Source organism: Brachybacterium sp. Marseille-Q7125, from assembly GCF_023062615.1.
GTDB lineage: Bacteria > Actinomycetota > Actinomycetes > Actinomycetales > Dermabacteraceae > Brachybacterium.
On the sequence record NZ_JALLAL010000019.1, the window covers coordinates 1 to 19,226 of the forward strand.

At 70.5% G+C, this 19,226-nt stretch carries 16 protein-coding genes; 6 read left to right on the top strand and 10 right to left on the bottom strand.

The features are described from left to right. Positions 1-327 precede the first annotated feature (327 nt). Together leuS and MU407_RS06540 are read left to right on the top strand one after the other, a co-directional pair. Positions 328-3,276, top strand: coding sequence for a leucine--tRNA ligase (gene leuS / locus MU407_RS06535; RefSeq protein ID WP_246956285.1), 2,949 nt, complete (start codon positions 328-330; stop codon positions 3,274-3,276). Between the two features lie 94 nt (positions 3,277-3,370). Then, positions 3,371-4,567, top strand: coding sequence for a hypothetical protein (locus tag MU407_RS06540; RefSeq protein WP_246956287.1), 1,197 nt, complete (start codon positions 3,371-3,373; stop codon positions 4,565-4,567). Between the two features lie 6 nt (positions 4,568-4,573). On the opposite strand, the gene clpB is transcribed toward MU407_RS06540, so the two are convergent. Then, on the bottom strand, positions 4,574-7,273 hold the full coding sequence (clpB, locus tag MU407_RS06545) for an ATP-dependent chaperone ClpB (protein ID WP_246956288.1): 2,700 nt from the start codon (positions 7,271-7,273) through the stop codon (positions 4,574-4,576). Positions 7,274-7,526: 253 nt separating this feature from the next. Here clpB and MU407_RS06550 point away from each other — a divergent pair, with 253 nt between their 5' ends. Further along, positions 7,527-8,924 carry a PrsW family intramembrane metalloprotease gene (locus MU407_RS06550; protein ID WP_246956290.1) on the top strand — a complete coding sequence of 466 codons (1,398 nt, stop codon included), beginning with the start codon at positions 7,527-7,529 and terminating at the stop codon, positions 8,922-8,924. Positions 8,925-9,059: 135 nt separating this feature from the next. On the opposite strand, the gene MU407_RS06555 is transcribed toward MU407_RS06550, so the two are convergent. The 4 genes from MU407_RS06555 to MU407_RS06570 are packed head-to-tail and all read right to left on the bottom strand — an operon-like array spanning position 9,060 to position 11,816. Beyond that, complete coding sequence (locus MU407_RS06555) at positions 9,060-9,491, bottom strand: RNA-binding S4 domain-containing protein (protein WP_348648018.1); 432 nt, start codon at positions 9,489-9,491, stop codon at positions 9,060-9,062. After that, a complete protein-coding gene (locus MU407_RS06560) occupies positions 9,488-10,942 on the bottom strand; it encodes an amidase (protein WP_246956292.1) in 1,455 nt (484 codons plus the stop codon). Before MU407_RS06560 ends, MU407_RS06555 begins: the two co-directional genes overlap by 4 nt. Continuing rightward, entirely contained in the window at positions 10,939-11,436 is a 498-nt protein-coding gene (locus MU407_RS06565; protein ID WP_246956294.1) for a low molecular weight protein-tyrosine-phosphatase, read from the bottom strand. The genes MU407_RS06560 and MU407_RS06565 overlap by 4 nt, the downstream gene beginning before the upstream one ends. After that, the gene (locus tag MU407_RS06570; RefSeq protein WP_246956296.1) at positions 11,433-11,816 is read right to left on the bottom strand and encodes a GNAT family N-acetyltransferase; all 384 of its coding nucleotides are present in this window, start codon (positions 11,814-11,816) and stop codon (positions 11,433-11,435) included. The genes MU407_RS06565 and MU407_RS06570 overlap by 4 nt, the downstream gene beginning before the upstream one ends. A 24-nt stretch (positions 11,817-11,840) precedes the next feature. On the opposite strand from MU407_RS06570, the gene MU407_RS06575 reads away from it, so the two are divergent. Beyond that, complete coding sequence (locus MU407_RS06575; RefSeq protein WP_246956297.1) at positions 11,841-12,206, top strand: DUF952 domain-containing protein; 366 nt, start codon at positions 11,841-11,843, stop codon at positions 12,204-12,206. A 52-nt stretch (positions 12,207-12,258) separates the two neighbouring features. Further along, the gene (locus tag MU407_RS06580) at positions 12,259-12,894 is read left to right on the top strand and encodes an L-threonylcarbamoyladenylate synthase (RefSeq protein ID WP_246956300.1); all 636 of its coding nucleotides are present in this window, start codon (positions 12,259-12,261) and stop codon (positions 12,892-12,894) included. Here the strand turns inward: MU407_RS06580 and MU407_RS14455 are convergent. Then, entirely contained in the window at positions 12,883-14,214 is a 1,332-nt protein-coding gene (locus tag MU407_RS14455; protein ID WP_246956302.1) for an MFS transporter, read from the bottom strand. The genes MU407_RS06580 and MU407_RS14455 overlap by 12 nt on opposite strands. 244 nt (positions 14,215-14,458) lie before the next feature. On the opposite strand from MU407_RS14455, the gene deoD reads away from it, so the two are divergent. Next, positions 14,459-15,187, top strand: coding sequence for a purine-nucleoside phosphorylase (deoD, locus tag MU407_RS06590; RefSeq protein WP_102237261.1), 729 nt, complete (start codon positions 14,459-14,461; stop codon positions 15,185-15,187). A gap of 166 nt (positions 15,188-15,353) precedes the next feature. On the opposite strand, the gene MU407_RS06595 is transcribed toward deoD, so the two are convergent. The 4 genes from MU407_RS06595 to MU407_RS06610 all read right to left on the bottom strand — a co-directional run bounded on the left by MU407_RS06595 (position 15,354) and on the right by MU407_RS06610 (position 19,159). Further along, a complete protein-coding gene (locus MU407_RS06595) occupies positions 15,354-15,608 on the bottom strand; it encodes a hypothetical protein (RefSeq protein WP_102237262.1) in 255 nt (84 codons plus the stop codon). Between the two features lie 82 nt (positions 15,609-15,690). Further along, on the bottom strand, positions 15,691-16,434 hold the full coding sequence (locus MU407_RS06600) for a gamma-glutamyl-gamma-aminobutyrate hydrolase family protein (protein WP_102237263.1): 744 nt from the start codon (positions 16,432-16,434) through the stop codon (positions 15,691-15,693). A gap of 227 nt (positions 16,435-16,661) precedes the next feature. After that, entirely contained in the window at positions 16,662-17,810 is a 1,149-nt protein-coding gene (locus MU407_RS06605) for a glycosyltransferase family 1 protein (protein ID WP_102237275.1), read from the bottom strand. 137 nt (positions 17,811-17,947) lie between these two features. After that, positions 17,948-19,159, bottom strand: coding sequence for a cobalamin-independent methionine synthase II family protein (locus MU407_RS06610; protein ID WP_246956304.1), 1,212 nt, complete (start codon positions 19,157-19,159; stop codon positions 17,948-17,950). Positions 19,160-19,226: the final 67 nt, after the last annotated feature.

Below are 19,226 nucleotides of genomic sequence, written 5' to 3' on the forward strand. Positions count from 1 at the left end.
GCGCCGAATGCGTGGCTCCCTGGGCCTTCTCCCCACAAAGCCGCCCCCGCACCCGCCGGGGGGGGGGGGGCCGCCGGGGGGGGCCGGGGGGGGGCCCCCCCCGGCGGGGGGGGCCCCCGCCGTGCCCGAGCCCGGGGCGTACACTGGCCCCGTGGCTCGCGCGCTCCTGCTTCTGTAGCCGCATCGGGGAACGCCGACCCCGCCGCCGCAGCCAGCACTGCGGCAGGCCCCGTCGGCACCGGTGCGGCCCCCTCGCCTATGCGAGGGCTTTTTCATGTCAGGGCCCGTGAGCGGGCGAGCACAGACCCCACAGCGAAGGATGGATCGATGACCGAGGCCCCCTACCGGTACACCGCACAGCTCGCGGACCAGATCGAGCGTCGCTGGCAGGCGCGCTGGGATGCGGAGGGCACCTTCCACGCCGACAACCCCGTGGGCGAGCTGCGGGCGTCGGCCGCGTCCCTGGAGGAGGCCGCCACCGGCGCGCTGCCGGAGAAGGCCTACATCATGGACATGTTCCCCTTCCCCTCCGGGAAGGGCCTGCACGTGGGCCACCCCCTGGGCTATATCGCGACCGACGTGTACGCCCGCTACCAGCGCATGCTCGGCAAGAACGTGCTGTATGCGATGGGGTACGACGCCTTCGGTCTGCCCACCGAGCAGTACGCGATCGAGACCGGCACCCATCCGCGCGAGACCACCGAGGCGAACATCGCGAACATGAGCCGGCAGCTGCACCGGCTGGGTCTCTCGCACGATCCGCGCCGCACCTTCGCCACCACGGACCCGGAGTTCGTGAAGTGGACGCAGTGGATCTTCCTGCGCCTGTTCGACTCCTGGTTTGACCCGGATGCCGAGAATGCCGACGGCGTCACCGGTCGCGCGCGCCCCATCGCGGAGCTGCGGGAGCTGCTGGACGCAGGCGAGATCGATCCGCTGCGCCTGGCCGAGCGCACGAACGTGGAGCTGCCCACGCAGCTCGCCGATGCTCTCGCCACCGGCGACACCCTCGATCAGACGCAGCGCGAGGCCCTGCTGGGAGCCTTCCGTCTCGCGTATGTCTCGGAGACGCCGGTGAACTGGGCTCCGGGGCTCGGCACGGTGCTGTCCAATGAGGAGGTCACGCCCGACGGCCGCTCTGAGCGCGGCAACTTCCCGGTGTTCACGCGCCGCCTGCGGCAGTGGAACATGCGCATCACCGCGTACGCCGATCGGCTCGTGGATGACCTGGAGCGGGTGGAATGGCCGGATGCGGTCAAGGCCATGCAGCGCAACTGGATCGGCCGCTCGCGCGGCGGGATCATCCGCTTCACGATCTCGGCGGAGGGCACCGCGCGCCACGACGATTCCTTCGAGGTGTTCACCACTCGGGTGGACACCCTGTTCGGGGCGACCTTCGCGGTCCTCTCCCCCGAGCACGGCCTGATCGTCGATCCGCAGGAGCTGCCCGCCGCCTGGCCGGAGGGCACGCAGGAGGCCTGGACCGGCGGCCATGCCACGCCCCGCGAGGCCGTGGCCGCCTATCAGGCGCAGGCCGCGGCGAAGAGCACCGAAGAGCGCACCGCCGATGATCGCGAGAAGACGGGCGTGTTCACCGGCCTGTGGGCCCTGAATCCCCTCGACGGGCGCCGTCTGCCCCTGTTCACCGCCGACTATGTGCTGATGGGCTACGGCACCGGCGCGATCATGGCCGTGCCGGCGGAGGACGCCCGCGACTGGGATTTCGCCGAGCGTTTCGAGCTGCCGATCATCCGCACCGTCCGCCCGCCCGAGGGGCATGAGGGCGTGTGGACCGGCGAAGGCGAGAAGATCAACTCCGCCAGCGCCGAGCTGGACCTCAACGGCCTGGACATCGACGAGGCGAAGGCGAAGGCCCTGCAGTTCGCGCTCGAGCGCGGTTTCGGTCGCGCCCACACCACGTACCGTCTGCGCGACTGGCTGTTCTCCCGCCAGCGGTACTGGGGCGAGCCCTTCCCGATCGTGTACGCCGAGGACGCCCCCGACGTGCCGATCGCGCTGCCGACCTCGATGCTGCCGGTCGATCTGCCGGAGGTCTCGGACTTCTCGCCGCAGACTTTCGACCCCGAGGACGCCGAGACCGAGCCGCAGACCCCGCTCTCGCGCAATGAGGACTGGGTGAACGTCACCCTGGACCTGGGCGACGGCCCCAAGCGGTACCGCCGCGAGACCAACACGATGCCCAACTGGGCCGGGTCCTCCTGGTACGAGCTGCGCTACATCGACCCCACCGACGATGAGCAGCTCGTCGACCCCGCCAACGAGGCCTACTGGATGGGGCCGCGCGAGGCGGGCGACGTCGGCGGCGTGGACCTGTACGTGGGTGGGGTGGAGCATGCGGTGCTGCACCTGCTGTACGCGCGCTTCTGGCACAAGGTGCTGTTCGACCGCGGGGATGTCGTGAGCCAGGAGCCCTTCCACCGCCTGCTGAACCAGGGCTACATCCAGGCCTACGCCTACACCGACGAGCGCGGCTTCTACGTGCCCGCCGACGACGTGGTCGAGGAGGAGGACGGGTCCTTCTCCTATCAGGGCCGCCCCGTGACGCAGGAGTACGGGAAGATGGGTAAGTCGCTGAAGAACATGGTGACGCCCGATGACATGTACGAGCAGTACGGGGCGGATACCTTCCGCGTCTACGAAATGTCGATGGGACCGCTCGAGCTCTCCCGACCCTGGGAGACCCGCGCGGTGGTGGGCGCACAGCGCTTCCTGCAGCGGCTGTGGCGCCTGGCGGTCGATGAGGAGACCGGTCAGAGCGTCATCAGCGAGGACGCGGCCGATGAGGAGACGCTGCGGGCGGTGCACCGCACCATCGAGGGTGTGGGCCGCGATATGCGGCGCCTGCAGTTCAACACCGCGATCGCAAAGCTCATCGAGCTGGTGAACCACCTGACGCGGCAGCTGACCGCGACCGGTGCGGTGCCGCGCGAGGCGGTGGAGCCGCTGGTGCTGATGGCGGCGCCGCTGGCCCCGCACCTGGCTGAGGAGATGTGGGAGCGCCTGGGGCACCGCGACCGGGTGGCCCGGGCGCCGTTCCCGACGGCCGACCCGGAGCTCGCCAAGGCGCAGCTGGTCACGTGCGTGATCCAGGTGAAGGGCAAAGTGCGTCACCGCATCGAGGTGGACCCGGAGATCGCCGAGGCGGACCTCGAGGCGGCCGTGATGGCTGAGGAGCGGGTCCAGGAGCTGCTGGAGGGCCAGACGCTGCGCAAGGTCATCGTCCGCGCCCCGAAGATCGTGAACCTCGTGATCTGAGCGGAGCCGAGGACCTCTCCTCCACAACCCGCCGGTATCCACAATGACGGGGCCTGTGCTGCGCAGGCCCCGTCGGCGTCCCTACGGTCGGGCCATGAACACCTTCTGGGGATCCGATACCGACGCTCTGACCACAGTCTCCGAGACCTTCGAGCACGCCGCCGAGCGGCTCGGGGACCTGACCACGACCCTGACCGATACCGCGCATACCGTGCCGTGGATCGGGCCGGACGCCGATGACTGGCGAACCCTGCATGACCGGATGATGGAGAAGGCGCGGGAGGTCGGCCGCGAGATCGCACGCCTCGCCCGCCGCCTGTTCGAAGAGTCCCGGGAACAGGAGGAGTGCTCTCGCGCCGACGGTTCCGGGGACGGGAGTCCCACCCGTGGCGCACCCCCGCCCGAGCGGGACTTCGGCAACCAGCCCTTCACCTGGCCACCCCGACCGGGGTTGATGCCGCGCGAGGCCCAGGGACAGCGCGATCCCCTGGATCTGCCGACGATCTTCGGGCCGATGATCCACCCCGACCCGATCCGTCTGGGCGAAAAGCTGCGGGGTCTCCCGCTCCCCTCGCTGAAAGAGGTCTGGGGTCCGTTCCAGTACGAACCCCTGCCAGGCGAACCACCGCCGCGGGAACCTGTCCCCCGGGATGACCAATACGCCCTGGACCCGGAGACCCTGGAGCAGGCGCAGAAGAGCCGCCGCAAACTGCTGGGCGCCATTCCTCTGGCAGGTACGGCGCAGTGGCTGCTGCCAGGACATGAGATCGTCGGCCAGGCGCTGGACGGCGTGGAGAGGGGCCTGGAGAGCGCCGGGCTCGGGGTGCTCACCCCGGCGCTGACCGGACCGAAGATGATGCACTCGCTGTCCGGCATCGCCATCGGCGAGCGCTCGACCTTCGCCCAGGTGGTGGAGGGCATGGACCACGGTTTCGCGGGGGCGCTGCAGACCACCCAGGAGCTGTCCGAGGCGGTGGGCGAACGGGATGCGGCCGCGGCCGCACGGGCCCTCGAGCGGGGCATGTACCGCCAGGCCGGGTCGGGCGCCGAGATCCTCACCGCATTCGCGGCACCAGCGGTCATCGGCGGCGCGGGCGAGATGATCGGACACACCGCGGACGTAGTCGAGGTCGCCAACCCGCAAGCTGCCGCGCCGCTGCACCGCACGGCCGAGGAGATGGAATCGGTCGCGTCCTTCCTGGAGGAAGGACGCGACCGCATCACCGATGCGCAGGCCGCCTACGAGCTGCGCCGCACCTACGTCCCGCTGCCCTGGGATGAACGGGGGTGAGGCTGATCAGCCCTGCGTCGCCGCACCCGACGATGCTTCGCCCGCCGATGCATCGCGCTGTGCGGGGTCCCCATCCGCTGCAGCCTGCTCATCGTCCTCCGAGGCGGTGTGCTGGACTTCGAGGTCCAGTCCACCCTCTCCGGCGGTGACCGTCACGCGCTCACCGTCGTGGACGCCACCGGTGAGGATGAGGCGGGCCAGGGCGTCGCCGATCTGCTTCTGCACCAGGCGCTTGAGCGGCCGGGCGCCGTACAGCGGGTCGAAGCCCTCCTGGGCGAGCCAGGTCGTCGCGGACTCATCGACATCCAGCGTGATCCGGCGGTCCTCGAGGCGTCGCGCAACCTCCGCCACCTGGAGGGCGACGATGCGGGCGAGCTGCTCGCGGCTGAGGGATTCGAAGATCACGATGTCATCGAGGCGGTTGAGGAACTCCGGCTTGAAGGAGGCACGCACGGTGGTCATCACCCGCTCGTGCTTCTCCTCCTCCCCGAGCGCCGGGTCCTGCAGGGCGTGCGCCCCGAGGTTCGAGGTGAGGATGAGGATGGTGGAGCGGAAGTCCACGGTGCGGCCCTGACCGTCGGTCAGGCGGCCGTCATCGAGCACCTGCAGCAGGATGTCGAACACGTCCGGGTGGGCCTTCTCGATCTCATCGAGCAGCACCACCGAGTAGGGGCGGCGCCGCACAGCCTCGGTGAGCTGGCCGCCCTCGTCGTAGCCGACGTAGCCGGGCGGGGCACCGACCAGGCGGGAGACGGAGTGCTTCTCGCCGTACTCCGACATGTCGATGCGGATCATCGCCCGCTCATCGTCGAAGAGGAACTCCGCGAGCGCCTTCGCAAGCTCCGTCTTGCCCACGCCGGTGGGGCCGAGGAACAGGAAGGAGCCGGTGGGACGGTCGGGATCCGCGATCCCCGCGCGGGAGCGGCGCACCGCATCGGACACCTCGGTGACCGCGCGCACCTGGCCGATCAGACGCTGCCCGATGATCTCCTCCATGTGCAGCAGCTTCTCGCTCTCGCCCTGCAGCAGGCGCCCGGCGGGGATGCCGGTCCAGTTGGAGACCACATCAGCGATGTCATCCGGGCCCACCTTGTCGGCCACCATCGGGCCGTCTTCCTCCTCACCGGCGGCCTCCTGCTCCTCCGCAGTGCGCAGTTCCTCCTTGAGGGCAGGGATGTCGCCATAGAGGATCTTCGAGGCGGCGGTGAGGTCACCCTCGCGCTGAGCCCGGTCGGCCTGCATGCGCAACTGCTCGAGCTGCGCCTTGAGGTCGCCCACAAGGTTCAGTCCGGCCTTCTCCCGCTCCCAGCGGGCGGCCAGCTCTTCCATCTGCTCGCGACGTTCGGCCAGCTGGGCCTGCACCGACTCCAGCTGCGCGATGCTGCCGGGGTCTTCGCTGCCGCTGAGCGCGAGCTCTTCCATCGTCAGGCGGTCCACCTGACGACGCAGGATGTCCAGCTCCTCCGGGGAGGAGTCCAGCTCCATGCGCTGGCGCGACGCCGCTTCATCCACGAGGTCGATCGCCTTGTCCGGCAGCTGCCGACCGGAGATGTACCGGCTGGAGAGCGTCGCGGCGGCCACGAGCGCGGCATCGGTGATGGTGACCTTGTGGTGGGCCTCGTACTTGTCCTTCAGACCGCGCAGGATCGTCACGGTGTCCTCAACACTGGGCTCACCGACGAACACCTGCTGGAAACGACGCTCGAGCGCCGGGTCCTTCTCGATGTTCTCGCGGTACTCATCCAGGGTGGTCGCACCGACCATGCGCAGCTCACCACGGGCGAGCATGGGCTTGAGCATATTGCCAGCGTCCATGGAGCCATCGCCGGTCCCACCGGCGCCGACCACGGTGTGCAGCTCGTCGATGAAGGTGATGATCTGCCCGCCGGAGTCGCGAATCTCGTCGAGGACCGCCTTCATGCGCTCCTCGAATTCGCCGCGGTACTTCGAGCCGGCCACCATCGAGGCGAGGTCCAGGGAGACCAGGCGCTTGCCGCGCAGGGATTCGGGCACGTCCCCAGCGACGATGCGCTGGGCCAGGCCCTCGACGACGGCGGTCTTGCCCACGCCGGGCTCGCCGATGAGGACGGGGTTGTTCTTGGTGCGGCGGCTGAGCACCTGGATCACGCGGCGGATCTCGCTGTCGCGGCCGATCACGGGGTCCAGGCGGCCTTCGCGGGCGGCGTCGGTGAGGTCCACGCCGAACTTCTCGAGGCTCTTGAAGGTTCCTTCAGGGTTCTGGGAGTCCATCTGGGTCATGGGGTCATCTCCTGGGGTCAGGGTGGCAAGGGCGGTGCGGAGGGCGCGGGGGCCAGCTCCGACGGAGGAGAGCAGACGAGCGGCGGAATCCCTGCCCAGGGCGATGCCCAGCAGCAGGTGCTCGGTGGACAGGTAGGTGCGGGAGGCGGCGTCGGCCTCCTTGCGGGCGGTCTCCAGGGCATCGAAGCCGGGGCCGACGAAGGTGGGCGAGGCAGCAGAGGCCCCGGTGGCGCGCGGCAGCTCGGTGATGGCATTCTCGGCACGCTCACGCACGGCCTCGGGGTCGGCGCCGGTGGCCTCGAGGGCCGCGCGGGCGATCCCGTCTGCCTGCCCCATCAGTGCCCACAGCAGGTGCAGGGGGCTGATCTGCGGGTTGCCGAGCTCAGCGGCGCGTTCAGCCGCCATGGTGACGGCTTCCTGCGAGCGGGTGGTGAATCGGAACTCCACGGTGCTCCTCTCCGGATGGTCAGTGACATCGGGATCAACGCACACCAGGTTGAGTCTATTCCGCTCAACTTCGCGGAGTGTGGGCTGTAACGCTGTTCCGGACCGTTATCCACCATCATGCCGGGGCACGGCCGAGAGGGACCTTCCTCGCTGTAGCATCGTCGCGGGAGCGCACCACGCCCGTCCAGGGGAACCGACGCCGTCGCCGTGCCGTTCCACCCAGCAGTGAACCGCCATCGAAACCGAGGCCGTCATGTCCCACCCCCCGCAGCAGCCCCACGGGCAGTACATGCCCAACGGGCGTCCCCGCCCCGGCGCGCCCACCCATGTGCCCGACGCACCCGCCTTCCAGTCACAGCCGCGCTTCCGTGACTACGGCAATCCGCGCGCCTACGACACCTCGGTGCGCCCCACCTCGGGCCTGACGGCCGCCCGCTTCGGTCCGGCGCAGATCCAGCGGCCGGATCAAGCACAGCCGCAGTCGGCGTGGGCCACGCAGACCCGCCGCGTGCAGCAGGTCGAGCAGGAGGCGACCAAAGCCCCCACCACGAGCATCCTCGTGTGGATCGCTCTGGTCATGCTGGGCTTCGCCCTGCTTCTGGTGCTGGGCTACTTCTTCCTCGACTTCGTGGTGACGGCGTCCTCGAGCCCCATCTGGTGGCCGGTCGCCGCGTTCCTGGCGCTGATGTCCCTGATCGTGATCTCGCTGGTGATGCTGCTCGCGGACCGGTGGGATCCCCAGCCCATCCCCCTGCTGATCATCGCAATCTTCTGGGGAGCGGCGGTCTCTGCCTTCGGCAGCTACTGGATCAACACCTTCAACAGCTTGATCGTCTACGCGATCACGGGCAGTGAACCGATCACGAACTTCTTCGGCCCGGTGATCAGCGCTCCGCTGGTCGAGGAGAGCACGAAGGGCCTGGGCCTGCTGCTGCTGCTGATTCTCGCGCGCCGCTATTTCAACGGCCCGCTGGACGGCCTGATCTACGGCGCCCTGATCGGCGGTGGCTTCGCCTTCACCGAGAACATCATCTACTACACGCGCGGCTTCGAGGGCGCTGGCGTGGGAGGGCTGGTCTTCCTGGTGATGCTGCGCGGCGTGGGGAACATCTTCGGCCATGCCATCTACACCTCGGCCACCGGCATCATCATGGGGTACGTGGCGCGCAAGTGGGGGACGATCCCCACCTTCATCGCGTTCATCCCCGCGCTGATCCCGGGCATGCTCATGCATGCGGCCTGGAACCTCAGTGCGACCATCCTGCCCGGCGGACTGGTGAGCCTGCTTCTCATGTACGGCACCAAGGCCGTGATCGCGTTGGTCTGGCTGATCGTCATCGGTCTCCTGGTCTGGGATGAGTCCCGCCTGACGCGCGTGCGCCTGGGCGATTACGCGAACCAGGGCTGGCTGACGCACGAAGAGGTGAACATGCTCGCCACCTGGTCGGGCCGACGCGAGGGTCGCCGCTGGGCCGCGCAGATCGGGGCGAAGCCCATCATGAAGAGGTTCATCCGCGAAAGCGCGGACCTCGCCTCCATTCGGCAGCGCCTCCTGGCCGATGGCGCGAATCCGAAGGTCGTGGAGACCGAACGGCAGCTGCTGGGCCGCTTGACGTCGAACCGCCAGCAGTTGCTCGCCCACGCTCGCTGAGCCGGGGCCGGCCTCTCGCCGCCGCGCGGGATCAGGACGTCCCCGCGCGGCAGAAGCGGCACGGGCAGAAGACGCGGCAGAAGACGCCGGGGCAACAGAGGCAGCCGGGGCAGCAGAGGCCGCAGAATCAGGCGCTCAGTACCCGCCGCCATCGCGCCGCGAGGAGTCGCGGCCGCGCAGACGGTCCAGTGCCCGCCGCTCGCGCTTGGTGGGGCGGCCGGTCCCCCGCTCACGGCGGGGTGGCGCGGCCGCCAGCTGCGGGGCCGGCTCGGGGCTGTGGTCCTCGTAGGCGGTGCGTGCGATGGGTGCGCCCACGCGGGTGGTGAGGATCCGCGTGACCACGATGATCCGCTCCCGGCCGGGTGCGCGGATCCGCAGTTCATCGCCCACCACGATGCGCTGCGCAGCCTTGACCGGCTCGCCGTTGCGGCGCACATGTCCGGCGCGGCAGGCGGCCGTCGCCGCGGAGCGGGTCTTCATCAGCCGCACGCTCCACAGCCACACGTCCAGACGGACTGTGGCCGCCCGGTCTCCTGCTGCGGCCGGGCCGGAGTCGGCGGCGTTCACGGCTGCTGCGGTGCGCGCACCAGCGGCCACGGGTCCAGCACCTCCAGCTGCGCGGCGAGCGCCAGCAGGAGCGGCTCCGCACCCCAGCCCGTCGCGCCCAGCTGGATGCCGAAGGGCAGCTCGATCCCGTCGATCTCCTCGCGGTGCAGCGGGATCGCGATCGCCGCGGTGCCGAGCATGTTCCAGCTGCTGGTCCAAGGGGTGAAGGCACGCTGGGCGTCGAAGTCCGCGCCGCCGTCGGACAGCTGCAGATCCTGCGGGAAGGCCGGAGGGCCGGCGAGCGCGGGCGTGAGCACCAGATCGTAGGGGGCGAGCTCCTCGAGAGTGCGACGCGCCAGAGCCTGCACCCCGCCGAATGCGCGCGCGAGATCCACGCCGCTGAAGCCCCGCCCCTGCTCGCGCAGCCAGCGAGTGAGCTCCAGCAGCTGTGCCTCCTGCTCGGGAGGCAGGTCGATCGTGGCGGCGCCCACCGTCCACAGCGGCATGAACGCCTCCCACTGCTGCGGGGTGAAAGGGGCGGGGATCTGAGTCAGCTCGTGACCGAGGCCGCGCAGCAGCTCGCCGGCGCGCTCCAGGCCCGCGATCGCGGCCGGGTGCACCTCGGGGTCGGCGGCCAAGCCTTCGCGCAGCACGGCGATGCGCAGCGGCCCGGGAGCCTCCGCCTGCTCCAGTGCGGTGAGGAAGGATGCGGGCGCGGCGGCGGGCGGGACGAAGTCGCCAGGGCGGGGCCCGGCGATAATGTCCAGGCCGGCGGCGAGGTCACGGGCGGTGCGGGCAAGGATCCCGTCGGTCACCAGTCCCATGCCCTCGCTCGCATGCGGCCCCGGGGAGACCAGGCCGCGGGAGGGTTTGAGCCCCAGGATGCCGCAGCAGGCGGCAGGGATTCGCACCGAGCCGCCGCCGTCGGAGCCGTGGGCCAGCGGCACCACGCCCGCCGCGACCGCAGCTGCGGCGCCGCCGCTGGATCCGCCGGCGGTGCGGCGCAGGTCCCAGGGGGTGCGGGCCGGGGCGCCGGTGGCCGGTTCGGTGTAGCAGGGCATCCCGAATTCCGGCGTGCTGGTCTTGCCGATGGTGAGGGTGCCGGCGGCGAGGATGCTCTCGGCCACCCCGTCGGTGACCTGCGCAATGTTTCCCTGCAGCGCGAGCGAGCCTGCCTCGAAGGGCTCTCCGGCGATCTGGGTGAGGTCCTTGATGGGCAACGGGACGCCCAGCAGCGGGGCGGCGTCGGCGAGGTCCTCGCGGGCGCTCGCACTGCGGGCCGCCCGCAGACGCTCAGCGACCGCATCAGCCTGCCGCAGGGTGAGGTCCTCGAGGACATGGGCGAAGGCACCCACCTGCGCACCGACACCCTGCGCCGCCTCGAGGGTCTGGGCGGCAAGGTCGTGAACATCCAGCGCGCCCTCCCGCAGCGCGGCGGCCGTCTCGAGGGCGCTGAGCGGTGCAGCGCTCATGCGGACGCCTCACGGTCACGGTCCTTGCGGACCTGCTCGAGGATCCCGGGGATCGCCTCGTCGATCTGGTCCCAGGCGAGCTCGAAGTCCGCTTCGGTGCCGTACCACGGGTCGCGGATGCCGGTGTCCTCCACGTGCCCGGGAGCGAAGTCGCGGACCATGCGCAGGGTGCGCGCGGTGCGCTCCTCCCCCAGTGCCTGCTGCAGAGGGCCGACGTGATCGTGGTCCAGGGCGAGTACGAGATCCGCCGCGCGCAGGTCCTCGGCGTCCATGGCGCGGGCGCGGTGAGCGGAGGCGTCGATGCCGTGCCGCTCAAGCAGGGCGCCGGCGCGGGGGTCCACCGGATTGCCGACCTCCCACCCTGAGACGCCGACAGACTCCACCTCCACCTGCTCATCGAGGCCGACATCGGCCAGGGCGGCGCGCAGGGCGTACTCCGCCATCGGGGAGCGACAGATGTTGCCGGTGCACACGGTGATGATGCGGTAGGTCACGGGGATTCCTCCTGCGCGGACGGGGCGGGACGGCGGGGGCTGGCGACGAGATCCTCGTACTCCGGGTGTCGCTCGATCCAGCCGCGCACGAACCAGCAGGTGGCCCGGGCGGCCATCCCGCGCTCACGGATGTCATCGAGGGCGAAGCGGACGATCGCGGAGCCGATGCCCTGCCCGCCGCGGTCGGGGGCGACCACGGTGGAGCGCAGATCCCGCAGGCGGGTGGGGGCACCCGACGGGGCGTCATCGGCGTGGGGCAGTTCCTCATCGCCGTAGGCGAGCACGGCGATGACCGTCTCGCCGTCGAGAGCTTCGTAGCGGTCGCGGTCCGCGTCATGGACCAGGCGCACCGCGCCCGGCGTCGCAGAGGTCTCATCCATGCCGGTCACGGTACACTGCGGCCCATGCCTGCGCCCCTGATCTGGCACATCACCGAGCTGTCCGCCTGGGAGGCCGCGGTGCCGTCGGGCCGGTACACCCAGTCCACGCGGGGCCGCTCCCTCACCGAGGAAGGTTTCGTGCACGCCTCGTGGCCGGAGCAGGTCTCGCAGGTGGCCAAGCGGGTGTACCCGGACCGGCCAGAGAACCTGGTGATCCTGGAGATCGATGTGGCGCGCGTGGAGGCATCGGGCGTCGCGGTGGACATCGAGGCGGACCGTGATGGCAAGGGGCGCGGCTACCCGCACATCATGGGGCCGCTGCCGGTCAGTGCGGTGCTGCGGCTGCGACGCACGAAGTGGATCGGCCGCGAGTTCGTCGTGGTGGCCTGAGGACCGGCGCCCCGGCCCACCCCCGTCGGCCGTTCCGGGCGTACCCTGGAGTATGGCCCGCTCACAGCGCTCTGCGCAGTATCTCGATATCCATCCAGTGGATCCGCAGCCCCGCCTGATCGACAAAGCGGTGGCGGTGCTGCAGGACGGCGGTCTGATCGCCTACCCCACCGATTCCTGCTACGCCCTGGGGTGTCGGCTGGGCAATACGGACGCTCTCGAGCGGATCCGACGCATCCGGCAGGTGGGCAAGGACCATCACTTCACGCTGGTGTGCGCGGACTTCGCGCAGCTGGGGCAGTTCGTCATCGTCTCCAACCCGGTGTTCCGCCTGGTGAAGAATGCGACGCCGGGGCCGTACACCTTCATCCTGCCGGCCACGCGGGAGGTGCCGCGCAAGATGGCGCATCCCAAGAAGCACACCGTCGGGGTGCGGATCCCGGAGCATCGGGTGACGCATGCGCTGCTCGAGGCGCTCGGGGAGCCGATCGTCTCTTCGACGCTGCTGCTGCCGGGGCAGGAGGATCCGCCCGCGGAAGGCTGGGTGGTGCAGGATCTGCTGGGCGAGCAGGTGGAGGCGATCATCGACTCCGGGCAGGTGGGCATCGAGCCCACCACCGTGGTGGATCTGTCCGGGGATGGGCTGGTCATCGCGCGCGAGGGCGCCGGGGACGTCTCACGTTTCTGAGGCCGACGGTGAACCTGCCGCCGGATCCTGCGGTGGATCCGCGGCGGGCAGGCGGGGGCTGAGCACACCCGAGAAAGCGATGATGCCGAGCGCGTAGACCGGCATCACCCACAAGGCGTAGCGCAGGGTGACGGCATCGGCGAGCGCGCCCACGAGCGGCGGGGTGGCCACGAAGCCGACGCGAGCCAGCCAGCCCACCACGGTGATACCCACGCCCGGGGGGACGCCCGGCAGCTCATCGGCCACGCGGAAGCCGGCAGGGAACAGGGTCGCCACGCCCCAGCCGGCGCAGGCGAAGCCCAGCAGCACGGTCGCGGGGGTCGGCACGGAGAGGGCCAGGGTCATCCCGGCGGCGGACAGCAGCGCCCCCGCGCGGGCGGTGGTGCGGTCCCCGAAGCGGTCCACGATCACATCCCCCAGGAAGCGCCCACCGGTCTGGGCGCCCTGCAGCGCCACGAAGGCCATCCCGGCCATGAAGGGCGTGACGGTGAAGGTGTCCTTCATGAACAGGGCGCCCCACGTGTTGCCGGCGTCCTCGGTGGCCCCGGCGAAGACGAGAATCCCACCGAGGGCGAGAATCAGCCCAAGGGCCCGCAGGCTCATTCCGGCGATCCGGAGGCCGCCCGGCGCGGGATCGGCGGGAACCTCGCCTGCAGAGGCTGGGGAGGGTCCGGCGGCGAGCAGTTCCTCCCGCTCGAGGGTGTCGTGCCCGGTCAGCATGAAGCGCAGCGACCCCACGGCGAGCGTTCCGAACAGGAGTAGTCCGGCAAGACCCTGGGCCCACAGCGGCACGCCGAGCTGTGCGGCTGCGGCGCCGAGCAGGCCGCCGGCGACCGCGCCAAGGGACCACCAGCCGTGGTAGCTGTTCATGATCGAGCGGCGGTAGCGGCGCTCGACGCGCATGCCGTGGGCGTTCATCGCAATGTCGGTGATCGCATCGGCCCCGGCGGCCAGCAGCAGCGCCGCGGCCAGCCACGTCCAGGAGGCCGAGGTGTACACCAGCAGGTGGGAGGTGGAAGCGATGGTCTGGAACAGCACGGCGGTGCGCGCTGAGCCCAGGCGCCGCATGAGCGTGGCGGCGAACAGGCCCGCCAGCAGCCCGCCCACGGGCCCGATGCCCACCGCGAGACCGAAGGCGGTGTTCGTCAGGCCGATCCGCTCGACGAGCTCCGGGTAGCGCGGGAGGATCGCGGAGAACGATGCGCCGTTGAGCAGGAAGATCAGAGAGACCGCCCAGCGGGCACGGCGAGCATCCGCTGGCGGGGCGGGCCGGCGGCGAGTGGGCCGAGGAGAGACGGGCGAGGTGGCGTGATCGTTCACGGGTCACCATTGTCCCCGTTTCGGAGGGCCGATGCGAGCCCCGTCGGCCCCTCACCAGGGTCGATCAGGGCACATCGGGCGCCGACCGAGGCACGTCGGGGGACGATCGGGGTGTATCGGGGGCCGACCCGGGTGCATCGGGCGCGCGATCAGCGCACACCGGAGGCCGCCCTGGGCGCACCAGTGCTGGCGACACCAGGTGCGCCTGCCCGCAGTCGGGGACTGCGGGCCGTACCGTGATGCCATGTCGACACATATCGGTGCTACCCCTGATCAGATCGCCCCTCACGTGCTGATGCCCGGTGACCCCTACCGTGCGCGGTGGATCGCCGAGACTTTCCTCGAGGACCCCGTCCAGTACAACGACGTGCGCGGCATGCTCGGCTTCACGGGCACGTACCAGGGAGTGCGGATCTCCGCGCAGGGCTCCGGCATGGGCCAGCCCTCGATGGCGATCTACGCCCATGAGCTGCTCGCGGAGTACGACGTGCAGACCATCATCCGCGTGGGCTCCTGCGGCGGTCTCTCCGAGGCGGTGAAGGTGCGGGACGTGGTGCTCGGCGTCGCGGCCTCGACCGACTCGGCGATGAACGTACCGCGCTTCGGACACGTGAACTTCGCACCGGCCGCGGACTTCACACTCGCGCGGATCGCCGCCGAGGTCGCCGATGAGCGACTGCTGCCGTGGACCGCAGGTGGGCTGTTCTCCGCCGACCAGTTCTACAACCCCTCCCCCGAGGTGACCAAGAACCTGGCGCAGTACGGCGTGCTGGGCGTGGAGATGGAGGCAGCGGCGCTGTACACGCTGGCCGCGCAGTTCTCGCGCCGCGCGCTCGCGCTGTGCACCGTCTCCGATCACCTGATCACCGGGGAAGAGACCAGCGCGCAGGAGCGCCAGGAGACCTTCGAGGACATGATCGTCATGGCGCTCGAGACCATCGTGCGGCTGGAGCGCGACCACAGCACGCGCTGAGTGTGGGAGCTGCGCCGAGCGCGGGGCCCACACCCTTCCTCTTCACGTTTTCGGCTCCTGCGTTCCAGATCTGGAACGCAGGAGCCGAAAACGTGCAGTGAGTGGGGCGCGGTGCGGCGCGGGCGCAGGCCTCGCGCGCGGGCGCGCGACCCCGCGCGGGACGCGCTCAGCGGTTGAGGACGCGGGGCACCAGGTCGAAGGTGGCGTAGAGCGCGACGAGGCTCATGGTCAGGCCGCCCAGGAACAGGCCGACGGAGGGCTCGTCCATGGAGATCAGGCTCATGACGTACAGCCCGCCGGCGAACAGACCGAACAGCACCACGAACAGGATCACGGACAGCACGGTGCTGTTGCCGCGCGAGGTGACGTTGTCCTCGCGGGCCTCGCGCTCCTCAGGGGCGGTGGTGTGCTCGATGCTCATCTGCCTTGTCCTCTGTCGATGCTCTGACGTCGATGCTCTGGCTGAGCGGATCCGCGGACGGGCGCGGACAGCCGTGCTCATCCTAGACCAGCGCAGGCGCCTCCGTGGTCTCGGCACGGTGACGGATCGCCGTGAGCAGGACCTCGAACACGGCCCGGCCTGCATCGCCGTCGAGCTCGGGATGCCACTGGATGCCCAGCACCGCGGGGCTGCCGGTGGCTTCGACGGCGAGCACCAGGCCGCTCTCGTGAGAGGCGACCGGGCGCAGGCTCGGCGGGAGGCTGCGCACGCCCTGATGGTGGAAGGCGGTGACGCGGGCACGGGTGCCGAGCACGAGCCCCAGGTCGCTGTCGGGCACGATGCGCGCCTCGACCGTCGTCGGCCGCTCCCCCGTCGCCGGGTGCGCGGGGACATCCAGGGGGAGGTGGCGGTGCAGGTCACCGCCCTCGGCCAGGACGATCAGCTGCAGTCCGCGGCAGATCCCGAGCACCGGCACGCCCGCACGGCGAGCCGCCCGGTACAGCGCGGTCTCGAAGGCATCGCGCGCGGGGTCCGGGGTGAGATCGGTGGGCAGAGCATCTGCGCCCCAGGTGGCGGGGTCCAGATCGGTGCCGCCGGTGAGGACGAGGCCGTCGAGCTCGGCGATCTCCTCATCGGTCCACTCATCCTGCGGGGAGATGACGACGGGCCGGGCGCCGATGGCCCGCAGCGCGCGCACGTACGCGGTGTTCAGGGTGACGGCGTCATGGCCGACCCACGCCCCGGACATCATGGTGGCGGTCCCCGCGGTCACGCCGATGAGTGGGCGACGGGTGCGCTGCGCCATGATGCTGTCCTCTCTCCGTGGGATCCAGTGCCGCGGGACCGCGACAGCACCCAGGAGACACCCTGCGCGTCAGGGTGGGCGAGGTTTGTGGCGGAATGTGACGGCGGCGCGCCCGGGCGGGGAAGCCGCCGGAGCCGACCCGGCACCCCGCAGAACCATCGATGTGGGCGCGCTGCCCGATGCGCCTGGCGGCAGCTGCGCGTGCCCCGGTTCGGCCGATGGGCAGCTCAGCGCAAGCCCGCTCCCACCTGGTGGTGCTCGGCGATGGCCTGGTGGTAGTAGCCCTTGAGCTGCTCGGCAAGCACCGGCCAGGTGCGTTTGCGCACAGCGTCCTGCGCGGCGCGGCCGAAGGCAAGACGCTTGGCGTCGTCGAACAGCAGGTCGCCCGCGTGCTCGCGCAGCTCATCGAGCATCCCGGGGGTGTACAGCCAGCCGGTGGACGACGGGGTCACCAGATCCACGGGGCCTCCGCTGCGCGGGGCGATGACCGGCAGACCCGAGGCCATGGCCTCCTGGATGGTCTGCCCGAAGGTCTCCAGCTCCCCGGGGTGGATGAACAGGTCGGCGCTGGCCATATGGGTGGCCAGATCGGTGCCGGAACGGAACCCGGCGAAGCGGGCGCGCGGCATCTCGCGGCGCAGGGCGTCCCGCTCGGGCCCCTCCCCCACGATGAGCAGCCGCACCCCGGGCATATCGTGGATGACCTTGAGGTCCGCAACCTGCTTCTCCGGGGCGAGGCGCCCCACGTACACCACGAGCTTCTCGCCGCGCTCGGTGTACTTCGCGCGCAGTTTCTGGCTGCGCAGACTCGGGGAGAACAGGGAGGTGTCCACGCCGCGGCGCCACAGGTCCACCCGCTCGATCCCGTGGTCGATCAGCTGATCGCGGGTCGCGGTCGACGGGGCGAGGTTCACGGTGGCGCGGTTGTGAACATCGCGCAGCAGCTGCCAGGTGGCGCTCTCCAGAAACGGCATGCCGTAGCGGGCGGTATACCCGGGAATATCCGTCTGGTACACGGCGACCGTCGGCACCCCGAGCTTCTGGGCGGCGACCACCGCGCGGCCGCCGAGGATCATCGGGGAGGCCAGATGGATGACATCGGGCTCGAAGTCCTCGATGCGGCGGCGCAGGGAACCGGCGCTGGTGGTGGCGATCCGCACCTCGGCATACCCCGGCATGGGGGCGGAGGCGACGCGGCGCACGCGGATGCGGCGGCCGCAGGAGGTGCGCAGGTGCTTATCGGCACCCGGCCACTTGGGGGCGATGATCCCCAGATCATCCCCGGTGGCGGCGAAATGGTCGACGACGCGGAGCACCGAATTGGTGACCCCGTTCATGTGCGGAAGGAAGGACTCGGCGACGACAAGGATCCTCACGCCGCCGATGATGCGCCGCGCGTCCTGCCCCCGTGTCACGGCCACGTGACATGTCGCCGACGGCCCGGTGAACTCTTCGCCCGGGCCGTCGGCGAGGCGGCAGGAGCCGCCTCAGAGCCGCACCTCCGCGACCTTCCTCAGAGCCGTGCGGACGCGATCGCGGCACCCTCCACGAGGGATTCGAGCTTCGTCCAGGCGATGTCGGGGTGGATGCGTCCGCCCAGACCGCAGTCGGTCGAGGCGATGACCCGCTCCGGACCCACCACCCGCGCGAACTGCTCGATGCGCTGCGCCACCAGCTCCGGGTGCTCCACGACGTTCGTGGAGTGGGAGACGATGCCGGGCACGAGCACCTTGTCGGCCGGAAGATCCACGTCCTGCCACACCGTCCACTCGTGGGCGTGGCGGGCGTTGGCGGCCTCGAAGGAGTAGTACTTCGCGTCGATCTGCAGCAGCAGCGGCACCAGGTGCTTCAGCTCGATGTCCGTGGTGTGGGGGCCGTGCCACGAGCCCCAGCACAGGTGGAAACGGGTCTGTTCGGTGGGCACGTTCACCAGGGCGCGGTTGATCGCGTCCACGCGCTTCTGCGTGAAGGCCACGTAGTCCTCCACGGTGGGCTCGGGGTTGATCTGGTCCCAGTTCTCCGCGATCGAGGGGTCATCGATCTGAACCACCAGGCCCGCGGCCGCGATCGCCTCGTACTCCACGCGCATGACCTCGGTCCAAGCATCCAAGAACGCGTCCTCGTCCCGGTAGTGGGCGTCCACGATCCGGCTGCCGGAGCCGGGCGAGAGGCTCGCCAGGTAGCCGTTGTCGTAACCGCTGGCGTCCAGGGCCGCGCGGAGGTTGGTGATGTCCTGGTCCACCAGCTCCCGGCCGCGCTCGCTGTAGGACACCGGACCGGTGGCCGACGGGAAGGTGCGCTGCGTGCCCAGGGCGATCCCGGACTCGGGATCCTGGTAGGCATCGCGGAAGCGCACCCAGTCGCGGCGGTCCGGGAACGAGGTCAGCCGCACCTTCCCGGGCTCCGAGCGCACGGGCTGGGAGGTGAGGTGGTCCTCGCCCGTCAGCTCCAGGCCGTCCACGCGGTCGAAGATGTACGACCACCAGGAGCCGTAGTTCACGGCTGTGCCCATCACGTGCCCGTATTCCCCGTCATTCGGGATCGAGATCCCGATCTGCTGCTGGCGCGCCACCACGTCACGGGTGGCTTCGCGGAGGGTGTGGGAGAACTCCTCCGAGGGCAGCGGGGTGAGCCCGTCGTCATCGGTGGGGCGGTTCGCATTGGCGGCGATGAGCTCGGGGGTGCGCGGCAGGGAGCCTGCGTGGGTGGTGAGAATCTCGGTCATGCCGGAACCGTATGCGATGACGCCCCGGCCAGGCGGCCGGGGCGTCATCGTCGTTCACACAGGGCGT